The organism is Mycobacterium sp. NPDC003449 (assembly GCF_053588415.1).
Genome location: NZ_JBSFPX010000253.1, coordinates 1 through 8,627 on the forward strand (window position 1 = coordinate 1; position 8,627 = coordinate 8,627).

Annotated in this window: 10 protein-coding genes; 4 read left to right on the forward strand and 6 right to left on the reverse strand. The window is 64.4% G+C overall.

Features of this window, described 5'->3' with window-relative positions:
• The 5 genes from ACWDTP_RS35305 to ACWDTP_RS35325 form a co-directional block, all read right to left on the reverse strand.
• Positions 1-665 (reverse strand): cbb3-type cytochrome c oxidase subunit I (locus ACWDTP_RS35305; RefSeq protein WP_450027871.1); only part of this gene is annotated, 665 nt, incomplete at its 3' end.
• The gene (gene tal / locus ACWDTP_RS35310) at positions 662-1,807 is read right to left on the reverse strand and encodes a transaldolase (protein WP_450027872.1); all 1,146 of its coding nucleotides are present in this window, start codon (positions 1,805-1,807) and stop codon (positions 662-664) included. The genes ACWDTP_RS35305 and tal, both read right to left, overlap by 4 nt.
• Before the next feature lie 147 nt (positions 1,808-1,954).
• On the reverse strand, positions 1,955-2,503 hold the full coding sequence (gene msrA, locus ACWDTP_RS35315; protein WP_450027873.1) for a peptide-methionine (S)-S-oxide reductase MsrA: 549 nt from the start codon (positions 2,501-2,503) through the stop codon (positions 1,955-1,957).
• Positions 2,500-2,997, reverse strand: coding sequence for a peptide-methionine (R)-S-oxide reductase MsrB (gene msrB, locus ACWDTP_RS35320; RefSeq protein ID WP_450027874.1), 498 nt, complete (start codon positions 2,995-2,997; stop codon positions 2,500-2,502). The genes msrA and msrB overlap by 4 nt, the downstream gene beginning before the upstream one ends.
• Before the next feature lie 52 nt (positions 2,998-3,049).
• Positions 3,050-3,826, reverse strand: coding sequence for an SDR family NAD(P)-dependent oxidoreductase (locus ACWDTP_RS35325; RefSeq protein WP_450027875.1), 777 nt, complete (start codon positions 3,824-3,826; stop codon positions 3,050-3,052).
• 412 nt (positions 3,827-4,238) lie between these two features.
• Between ACWDTP_RS35325 and ACWDTP_RS35330 the strand changes: the two genes are divergently transcribed.
• From ACWDTP_RS35330 to ACWDTP_RS35345, 4 genes are all read left to right on the forward strand, one after another.
• Entirely contained in the window at positions 4,239-4,991 is a 753-nt protein-coding gene (locus ACWDTP_RS35330; protein ID WP_450027876.1) for an SDR family oxidoreductase, read from the forward strand.
• Between the two features lie 40 nt (positions 4,992-5,031).
• Entirely contained in the window at positions 5,032-6,483 is a 1,452-nt protein-coding gene (locus ACWDTP_RS35335; protein WP_450027880.1) for a dihydrolipoyl dehydrogenase family protein, read from the forward strand.
• Positions 6,484-6,666: 183 nt separating this feature from the next.
• Positions 6,667-7,302, forward strand: a complete 636-nt coding sequence (locus ACWDTP_RS35340; RefSeq protein WP_450027877.1) for a nitroreductase family protein — start codon at positions 6,667-6,669, stop codon at positions 7,300-7,302.
• A gap of 13 nt (positions 7,303-7,315) precedes the next feature.
• On the forward strand, positions 7,316-8,284 hold the full coding sequence (locus tag ACWDTP_RS35345; RefSeq protein ID WP_450027878.1) for a TIGR03564 family F420-dependent LLM class oxidoreductase: 969 nt from the start codon (positions 7,316-7,318) through the stop codon (positions 8,282-8,284).
• Here ACWDTP_RS35345 and ACWDTP_RS35350 read toward each other — a convergent pair.
• Positions 8,185-8,627: trehalose-6-phosphate synthase (locus ACWDTP_RS35350; protein ID WP_450027879.1), on the reverse strand; the 443-nt coding region annotated here is incomplete at its 5' end. The two genes, ACWDTP_RS35345 and ACWDTP_RS35350, sit on opposite strands and share 100 nt — an antisense overlap.

An 8,627-nucleotide genomic window follows, 5' to 3' on the forward strand; every position in this document is an offset into this window, starting at 1 on the left:
ACCAGCACGATGAAGCTGGTGACCAGGATGTTCCAGGTGAAGATCGGCATCCGGAACATGGTCATCCCGGGGGCCCGCATGCAGACCACGGTGGTGATCATGTTCACGCCGCCGAGAATGGTGCCCAGGCCGCCGACGATCAATCCCATGATCCACAGATCCCCGCCAGGGCCGGGTGAGTGGATCGCATTCGACAGCGGGGTGTACGCGGTCCAGCCGAAGTCGGCCGGTCCGCCGGGAGCGATGAAGCCGCCCAGCGCAATCATCGCGCCGAGCAGGAACAGCCAGAACGACAGCGCGTTCAGCCGCGGGAACGCCACGTCGGGCGCGCCGATCTGCAGCGGCAGCACCAGGTTGGCGAACCCGAACACGATCGGCGTGGCATAAAACAGCAGCATCACCGTGCCGTGCATGGTGAACAGCTGGTTGTACTGCTCGTTGCTCAGAAACTGCAGGCCCGGCGCGGCCAGTTCGGTACGGATGAACAGCGCCATCAGTCCGCCGATGAAGAAGAACGCGAAGCATGCGACCACGTACATCATGCCGATCGCCTTGTGATCAGTCGTCGTGAGCAGCTTGTAGATCAGGCTCCCCTTGGGGCCCGTCCGTTCCGGGAAGGGCCTTCGGGCGCGCAGTTCACCGATCGACGGGGTGGTGGTCGTCAACGGCTCGGCCCTCCCCGATCCGGGATCGTCGTCGGGGTGCCTGCCGGTGTGGGGTAGGCGTCGAGGAGTTGACCCCACGAGGCTGCGAACTTGGCGACACCGTCGCTTTCGAGTGTCGTGAAGACATCGTCGAGGTCGACGCCGACCGCGGAGATGCGGTCGAGCACTGCTTGGGCGTGGCCGGCGGTACCGGTGATGGCATCGGTGCCGATGACGCCGTGGTCGACGAGCGCCTCCAGGGTGGGCTCCGGGATGGTGGCAACGGTGTTGGGTGCGACCAGTTCAGTGATGTACCTGGTGTCGGGGTAGGCCGGGTTCTTCACCCCGGTGGATGCCCACAGCGGACGCTGTGGGTGGGCGCCGGCGTAGCCGAGTGCGGCATAGCGTGTTCCGGCTCCGAACACGTCCTGGTACGCGGCGTAGGCCAGGCGCGCATTGGCGATCGCCGCCTGGCCGCGCAGCGCCGCCGCGGCGTCGGTCCCGATCGCCTCCAGCCGCTTATCGACTTCGGTGTCGACCCGGGATACGAACAGCGAAGCCACCGAGTGGATTCCGGTGAGGTCGAGACCAGCACGATGTGCGGCTTCCAGGCCGGTCAGATAGGCATCCATCACCTCGCGGTGACGTTTGACCGAGAAGATGAGGGTCACGTTGACCGAGATCCCTTCAGCCACCGTGGCGGTGATGGCCGCCATGCCGGCCGTCGTGGCCGGAATCTTGATGAACAGGTTGGGCCGACCGACGATCGTCCACAGTTCGGCGGCTTGGCCGACCGTCGCATCGGTGTTATCGGCCAGCCGGGGATCGACCTCGATCGATACCCGCCCGTCCACGCCCCCGGACGCTTCCCACTGCGGGAGCAGGACGTCGCAGGCCGCCCGTACGTCATCGGTGATCACGGTGCGGAGCGCCGATTCAGCGTCAAAGCCGCGTTCGCTCAGTTCGGCGAGCTGGCGTGTGTAGGCCCGGCCGTGCGAGATCGCATGCTGAAAGATCGACGGGTTGGTGGTGACGCCGACGACGCCTCTCGTATCGATCAACCGCTGTAGGTTGCCCGAGTTGAGGCGGTCTCGGGACAGATCGTCCAACCAGACCGACATCCCCGCCGCCGACAGCGCATCCAGAATGGGGTTCTGCTTCATCGCATGCCCGTCGTGATCCGCTGTCGGCCCGTGTGCCAGGTTCTGGCGACGATCAACACGGTTCCGAGCGCGGCAACCGGCAGGTACGCGGCGGTCAGCATCTGCCGGTCGCACCGCGAGAGGTGGTGACGCCCTGCGAGATCGCGGTCATTCATGTCGACTCGACTCAACGGCAGACCGCCGTACATCTTCAGATCCGTTGCCGGCAGGCAGCTTCCATTCCGGACGCACGTAGTGACAGGTGTACCCGCCCGGGTAATGCCGCAGATAGTCCTGATGTTCTTCTTCGGCATCCCAGAATTCACTCGCCGGCATCACCTCGGTGACCACGGCCGCGGGCCATAGTCCCGAGGCGTTGATTTCTGCGATGACGTCGCGCGCCGTGCGCCGTTGATCGTCATCGAGATAGAAGATCGCCGAGCGGTAGCTGTCGCCGACGTCGTTGCCCTGGCGGTTCTTTGTCGTCGGGTCGTGGATCTGGAAGAAGAATTCGAGCAGATCGCGGTAGCCGATGCGCTGGGGGTCGTAGGTGATCTTGATCGCCTCCGCGTGGCCGGGATGGTTGCGGTAGGTGGGGTGGTCGTTGTCACCGCCGGTATAACCGACCCGGGTCGAGACCACACCGGGCCGGTCCCGGACGAGGTCTTGCAATCCCCAGAAGCACCCACCCGCCAGGATTGCGGTGCTGGTGATCATGGCTGCGGCTCGGCGAGTTGTGAACCAGGCTGCGGCGCCGAGCCGTCCGGTGTTTCGAACAGACGCAGGTACCGTCCGTAACCCTCGTCCTCGAGGTCGTCACGGTGGATGAAACGCAGAGCGGCCGAGTTGATGCAGTAGCGCAGGCCACCCTCGGACCGGGGCCCGTCGGTGAAAACGTGCCCGAGGTGGCTGTCACCATGGCGCGAGCGCACTTCGGTGCGCACCATGACGTGCCGACGGTCGGGCTTTTCGACGATGTTGTCATCGTCGACCGGTTTGGTGAAGCTCGGCCAACCGGTATTGCTGTCGAATTTGTCGACGGATGCGAACAGCGGCTCACCGGACACCACATCGACGTAAATGCCCGGCTCGTGGTTGTCGAGGTATTCGCCGGTGAAGGGTAGCTCGGTGCCGCTTTCCTGGGTGACGTAATACTGCTCGGGGCGCAATGCGTCGACCGCGGCGGGATTCTTGTGGTAGTCGTGTGTCACGGATGTTCCTTACGATCAGACCGGCGCGTGGTTCCGCCGGTATAACAGTGGGCTAGTTGCGGCCTGCCATGATGCCGCCGTCGACGTTGAGAATCGCGCCGGTGATCCAGCTTGCTTGCTCGGACAGCAGAAAGGTGATCGCGTTAGCCACATCGGTGGGATTGCCGACGCGGCCCAGAGGATGAAGGGGCGCGAATGTCGCCAGCGTGGTGTCGATCTCGCCCTTCGGGATGAACCCCTCGTAGAGCGGTGTCTTCACCACAGCGGGCGCGACGGCGTTGACGCGGATCTGATGATCGGCCAGTTCGATGGCCAGATTGTGGGTCAGCGCGTGCAGGGCGGCCTTCTGCATCGAATAGCCCGACGATGGTGTCAGCCCGATGGCCTGGTGCGCCCACATGCTGCCGATGTTGACGATCGAGCCGCCTGCACCGTTGGCGATCATGCCTGCGACCACGGTCTGGGTGAGAAAGAACAGTGCGTGGTTCAGATCGAGGTACGAGTCGTAGAACTGGGCGTCGTAGTCCAGGAACGGCTTTGGGATGAAGAAGCCCGCGGCGTTGACCATCAACGTGGCGTCGCCGTGATGTTCGGACAGCAGGCCTCGAACGTCGGTAACGACGGATCGGTCGGTCAGTTCGGCGGCGATCCCCCAGGCTTGACCTTGCCGGTCGGTCAGCTCGGAAACCGTTTCGTCGACGCGGCGTTGCGATCGGCCGATGATTACCGCGGTGCCGCCGCGGTCGATGACGTCGAATGCGGCTTGGCGCCCCATGCCGGCGCTGCCGCCGACAACGATGACCTTCTTGCCGTCGAACTCTGCACCCATCTGCGGGTCCTCTTTCCCAAGTTTCTTATTGAACGTTGAATTGAGCGGTACCAGAACACGTGGTGCCGCGGAGTGTTGCTTCGATGACCGCGGAAAGGGTTTGCGCCGTCCTAGGCGAAATTCAAATGCTGAGCCGGTAGTCGGTCCGGCCAGATGAATGGTTGTCCGTTATCGGCGGGCGATCGTGATCGGGTGGGTTGAATTTTCGCTCCACCCGCTCCATAGAGGAACATACCCTCCGAGTCCAGGGCGTCGCGACCGGCCGTAGCCGAAATGCACTGCAATCAAAAGCGATGCTTATGATTGGCTCGTCGATTTCATGATATGAGCCTTGGAGAGGGTCTGCCCCGTGAAGGTACGTTGAGCGGCATGACCACCGCACTGCCGGTGTCCTTCTACTGAAAGGTAAGCCATGAAGATCGTCGTTATAGGTGGTGGGGGACTTATCGGTTCGAAGGTCGTGGCCGAGCTCGGCTCGCAGGGGCATGATGTGTTGGCCGGCTCGCGCCGGTCAGGCGTCGATGCGTTCACCGGCGAGGGTTTGGTCGGAGCGGTCGCCGGTGCCGATGTGGTGGTCGATGTCGCGGATTCGCCGTTGTTCGATGATGATCCGGTGATGGAGTTCTTCATGACCACGACGACGAACCTGCTGTCCGTCGAGCGCGAAGCCGGTGTCGGACACCATGTCGCGTTGTCGGTCGTGGGTGCGCAGGTCATGCCGGACAGTGGGTACAACACCGCCAAGGCCGCCCAGGAGAACCTGATCATGGAGTCGGGCCGGCCGTATTCGATCGTGCGGGCAACTCCGTTCTACGAATTCGCGGTGGGATTGGCCGATTCTGCCACCGAGGAAGACGTTGTCAGGCTGCCGCACGCGTTATTTCGGCCCATCGCCGCTGACGATGTCGCCACGGCGGTCGCTCGTGCGGCAACGGCGGGTCCTCGCAACGGTGTCACCGAGATCGCCGGCCCCGAAGTCATGGGGATGGACGACTTTGTGCGCATGGGTCTTGAGGCCATCGGCGATCAGCGTCGAGTAGAGACCGATGCCCGGGCACCGTATTTCGGCGCTGTGATCGACGACGACAGCCTCGCACCCGGCGAGTCCGCGACCTATTTCACTACTCGATACTCGGACTGGATCGGTACGCACTCCGGTGAGTGATCCCGTCGGGGACTCGACAGGTCTGGCACCATCCTCCCCGATCGCCGCGGACCGTGACGAGTTCGACGTGGTCGTCGTGGGCGGTGGTGTGGGCGGTGTCGCCGCTGTGCGCAAGCTCGCCTCGGCAGGTCTCTCGGTGGCGCTCGTCGAAGATCGTCTGGTCGGTGGGGAGTGCCATTACTTTGGCTGCAACCCGAGTAAGACACTGCTCCGCCCGATCGAGGTGTTCAACCTCGCGAAAATGGTTCCTGGAGTGCGAGAGACCATTTCACAGGACAGGCTGGACGTGGCGGCCGCCCTCGACAAACGCGACGTGATCATCGAGCATCTCTCCGACCAAGACCGGATCGCATCGTTGCGGCAAGCCGGCGCCACGGTGTTCCGTGGGTCCGGCCGGTTGAGCGGCCGACGAACAGTGCGCGTGGCCCACGCCGACAACGCCGAAGTCATCGTGACCGCACGCCACGCGGTCGTCATCGCCACCGGCACCCGCCCTAACGTGCCCGAGATACCCGGGTTGGCGCACGCGCGCCCGTGGACCAATCGCGACCTGACGACCATGACCGCGGTGCCACCGCGCACGCTGATCGTGGGTGGCGGCCCCGTCGCCGTCGAATTCGCCACCATCCTGACCGGTTTGGGCTCGGCGGTGACAGTCCTGGTACGGGGAAACACCCTGTTGGAAAACCTCGAACCCGAGGCCCGTGAGCTGGTCGAACAGTCCCTGCGAAGCAAGGGCGTCACGATCAACTTCGAGACGGAGTTGTCCTCAGTAGCCCGCCCCGTACCGGGCGGCCCGGTAACCGTGACGTTCGGCGGCCAGACCATCACGGTAGACGAACTGGTCTTGGCCGCGGGACGACTGTCCAACACCGATGACATCGGACTGGAAACTGTCGGTCTACCGGTCGGCGAGTTCATTTCGGTGGACAACCACCTACAGGCGACCGGCGTCACCGGCAATTGGCTCTACGCCCTCGGTGACACCACCGGACGTGCTCGCCTGTCTCACATCTCCACCTACCACGGCCGTGTCGTAGCCGACATCATCGCGGCTCGGGCCGCAGGCCGAGAACCATCCGAGAGCCAGTTGGCTGCCGGTGACGACGGCAACATCGCCCAGGTCATCTACACCGATCCGCACGTAGTCACCGTGGGGCGCACCGAAAATCAGGCCCGAACGGACGGGTACGCGGTACGCACGCGAACCGCCCATTACCCCGACACAGTGTCGCACCTCGCCCTCTACCGAGACGGCTACCACGGATGGGCCAAACTCGTCATCAACGCCGAGACCGAGACACTGCTCGGCGCAACCTTCGTCGGCCCCGAGTTCTCCGAACTTGCCCAGGCGGCCACCCTCGCTGTCGTCGCCAAGGTTCCCACGAGTCTCCTACGCCATGCTGTCGCGCCACACCCAACCGTCAATCAGGTCTGGGATCCGCTACTGGCCCAGGAAGTGGATATAACCGCGGCGACGCCCCGGGTATAAGCGGGGCCTTCGGTCTCGGCCGTCGGGGGATCGTGGCGTCTATCGCTCCGGAGTAATCTTCGCTCCAGTGCGAGGTAGCGGTGGCATGCGAATCACCTTGTCGCCGTTCGGCTCATACCGACCACGTGCGAACGGCACGTCCACGTTCGCGTTGCCCAAATACCCCACCTCATAGGATTCGCCATGACCACCGCAATCACCATGACCAACGCCGTCATCGAGAGCCTCGTGAGTCGCAGTACGACCAGCCACTACGATCCCGAGTTCACCCTGACCGACGACCAGATTCAAGAGCTGGTACGCATCGCCACGACGGCGCCGACGTCCTTTCACCTGCAGAACTGGCGCTTCATCGCCGTGCGCAGCCCGGAAGCCAAGGCCCGTCTGCGTCCAATCGCCTGGGACCAGCCCAAGATCACCGCCGCGGCCGTCATCGTCATCATCTGCGGCCAGTTGCCCGACCACCGGGTGACGGCCCAGCGCCTCGCACCAGTCGTGGACGCGGGCATCATGCCGCCCGAGATGGTAATGGATTACGAAAACGCGGCACGCCGTTTGTATTTCGAAAAGCCGCGGTGCCAGCGCGACGAGGCGATCCGAAGCGGCGCCATCGCGGCGACGGCGATGATGTACGCGGCGAACGCGCTGGGACTGGGCTCCACGCCGATGATCGCTTTCGACCCCGGACCGCTGGCCGCCGAGTTCGGACTCACCGCCGACGAGGTGCCGGTCATGCTGGTGGCTATCGGGGCGAAGCTGCCGACCAACTGGCCCCAGAAACCACGCCGTCCAGTGGCCGATCTCCTGGAATTCGCGTAGCGAGGAGATGGTGATGGGGTCGTTTACCGGAGAATCCTCTCGCGAGAGCAGCTCCGGGCGCGCCGGCGCGACTGGAGTCCTGTTGTTTCCCGATCCGCGGGCGGTCAACGTTGTCGACGATGTGGTGGCGCAGGCCGCACGTGCGTACGGCTTGGGCGTGCGTCAGGTCTGGCTGGGCCAGCGCAACGATTATGACGCGATCGCTCTGGCGGGTTTGGTGGGTGCGGCGGTACCGGGGCTTGGCGTAGGCACGGCGGTGGTTCCGATCAATGCGCGTCATCCGCTGACTGTGGCGTCGCTGGCCCAGACGGCGCAGGCCGCATCGGCTGGCAACTTCAGCCTGGGCATCGGATTGGGCGGACACGCTCCGGACCGACAGGCGTTCGGAATACCGGTGGCCAAGACGATAATTCGTCTTCGTGAGCATTTGACGGTACTGAGGTCGGTTTTCGATACCGGTGCGGTGGACTTCAGCGGCAGTGAGATCAGTGCGCGGCCCGTTTGGCCGGTGCGCGTCGCCGGCGGGACACCCGTGCCGGTGTATGTGGCCGCGATGGGCCCGAAGGCGTTGCGGGTTGCCGGCGAGTTGGCCGATGGCACGCTGCCGTTTCTGGCGGGTCCTCGGACGATAGCCGAGTTCATCGAACCGGCTATCGCGAAGTCGGCCGCTGAGGCCGGGCGACCGAAGCCCAGGATCATCGCGCAGGTGCCGGCCGTGGTGTCCGCGGACGTGGACACCGCCCAGAGCTTCGTGGCCGAGCAGTTGAGTTTCTTCCAGACGATGCGGTCATACCAGAAAGTCATCGCGCGGGAGAATGTCGGTAGTGTCGTCGACCTTGCGGCGGTAGGTTCGGCGGAATCGGTCCGGCGTAAGCTGCGGGCTTATCTCGACGCCGGCGCAACCGATGTGCTGTTGAGCCCGCTGGATTGGACTGAACCCGCTGCGTCCGACGAGCTCTGGGCTGTCGCCGCTTCGCTCTGACCGGCCGGACCGGCAAGTGCCGGGATGACCGTGCTTCTCGCGTTCGACGCCAGTGCCGCCAGAAAGTTGTCCGCCCAGCGGTAGACGTCGTGTGTCAGCACCTGGCGGCGCAGCGCGCGCATTCGATCGTGTCCCTCCTCGACCGTCTGATTCAACGCGGCCTCGATGGTGTCCTTGACGCCTTCGAGGTCGTGCGGATTGGTCAGATGAGCCCAGCGCAGTTCGGCGGCCGCGCCGGCGAATTCACTGAGCACCAGGGCGCCGCCGAGGTCGCTGCGGCAGGCCACGTACTCCTTGGCGACCAGGTTCATCCCGTCGCGCAGCGGGGTCACGAGCATGACGT